Annotated in this window: 1 protein-coding gene and 1 pseudogene; both read left to right on the top strand. The window is 60.9% G+C overall.

The window, feature by feature from the left end:
- A pseudogene (locus GOEFS_RS23380) lies at positions 1-470 on the top strand (hypothetical protein); the annotation flags it as partial.
- Positions 471-719: 249 nt separating this feature from the next.
- On the top strand, positions 720-2,050 hold a 1,331-nt coding region (locus GOEFS_RS05060), incomplete at its 3' end, for a helicase HerA-like domain-containing protein (protein ID WP_083837241.1).

Raw genomic sequence — 2,050 nt, 5'->3', positions numbered from 1 at the left:
GATGCGATCTTGATCACTGGATCGAGTTCGATCACGCTGATACCTCAGCGGGCGGGCAAACCGACCCGGGAAATCTCGGCGCCAAGGATCGGTTCGCGCACAATCGAAAGACCCACGGCGACTGGGTCGATGACCTGATCGTCGAGCCCGATGGCCACGTGCGCCCCATCTTCATCACGTCCGACGGAGTCGTAATCGAGGGCCGTGCCGGTCCAGGTCTGGATTTGTTTCCGGGCTTGCGGCGCTACAGGTTCGTGTCACCAGAAGCCGCCGTACGGCGAAAACCGCCCGAGGAGCGCACGCCGACAAAGTACCGAACACGTACGGCGGACAAACATGCCCGCCGTGCGGCCGAACGAGAGCGGAACCGCGCTGCGCGCGAGGCCGACAAGCGTCTGAATCCCAAAGTCGTGCAGCGGATCATCGCTGCTGACCTCGCAGATGCGTCCCGGGGCGAACCGCCCTTCTGACGCCGCTAGAGGTTAGGTGTCACGCCCGCACCGCCAAGCCGCGAGAAACAGAGCCGCAGACGTGGTCGAGTCGGATCTGACACAGACGTGGTCGAGTCGGATCTGCTGCGGACACGGGTCAACTCAGAACTGACACAGACGTGATCGAGTCGGATCTGCCACAGACACGGTCAAGCCAGAACCGCGTATGGTGCACGTCCCATCGCATGCAGACGGAAGATGATCGCTATTGTTCTTTCTGAATAGACCATGCCGAATGACTCCGCGAGGTCCGCGACTGAGATCTCCGCACACGATCTCCGCACTACGATTTCACCCACTACGAGAGGACGCGCCGTGACCGATGCCGCTGGGGCCGCACAAACGATCGCTGCCGGATACAACTTCACCGGGACCGCACTGGAACTCGGCACGGTATCGATCGACGGGACGGCACACGCCGACGCCAAAGTGCGCATTCCGCTGTCGATGATGAACCGGCACGGCCTGGTAGCTGGCGCCACGGGCGCCGGAAAGACCAAAACTCTGCAATTGATCGCCGAACAATTGTCGGCAAATGGGGTGCCGGTCATCATGGCCGACATCAAGGGAGATCTTTCGGGCTTGAGCAAACCCGGGGAGTCGAATGAGAAAATTGTCGAGCGCTCCGGTCAGACTGGTGATGACTGGCAAGCCAATTCATTCCCGGCCGAGTTCGTGTCATTGGGAGACAAGGGAATCGGCGTGCCGATCCGCGCGACGATCACCTCTTTCGGTCCCATTTTGCTAGCTAAAGTGTTGGGGCTCAACGACACTCAAGAGTCGACGCTCGGTCTGATCTTCCACTGGGCGGACCAAAAGGGACTCGCGCTCCTCGACCTCAAAGACTTGCGTCAGGTCATCACCCATCTGACGAGTGATGAAGGTAAAGCGGACCTAAAGGGTATCGGCGGCGTCTCATCGGCCACGGCCGGTGTAATCCTGCGTGCACTGTCGAATCTCGAAGCAGACGGCGGCGATACCTTCTTCGGCGAACCGGAGATCGACCCGGCGGATCTGTTGCGTGTCGCCGCGGACGGGCGTGGCATCGTCACCCTCTTCGAACTTGGCGATCAAGCCGCTCGGCCGGCGCTCTTCTCGACCTTCCTGATGTGGATTCTGGCAGATCTGTTCCAGTACCTGCCCGAGGTCGGCGACCTGGACAAGCCCAAGGTGGTCTTCATCTTCGACGAGTCGCATTTGCTGTTCAACGACGCCTCCAAGGCGTTCAAGGAGCAGGTTGTGCAGACCGTTAAGCTGATCCGTTCCAAGGGGGTCGGCGTCTTCTTCTGCTCGCAGTTGCCCACCGACATCCCCAACGAGGTGCTGTCCCAATTGGGCGCCCGTATCCAGCACGCGCTGCGCGCCTTCACCCCCGAGGATCAGAAGGCATTGTCGAAGACGGTGAAGACCTACCCGGTCTCCGACGTATACAAGCTGGATTCGGCTCTGACGTCGCTCGGCACCGGTGAAGCAGTAGTTACCGTGCTTTCGGAGAAGGGAGCGCCCACACCAGTTGCGTGGACCGTGCTGCGCGCACCGCGGTCGTCGATGGCCGCGGT

Origin of the sequence: Gordonia effusa NBRC 100432, assembly GCF_000241305.1 — a bacterium.
GTDB lineage: Bacteria > Actinomycetota > Actinomycetes > Mycobacteriales > Mycobacteriaceae > Gordonia > Gordonia effusa.
This window is presented reverse-complemented; position numbering and strand designations above follow the sequence as displayed.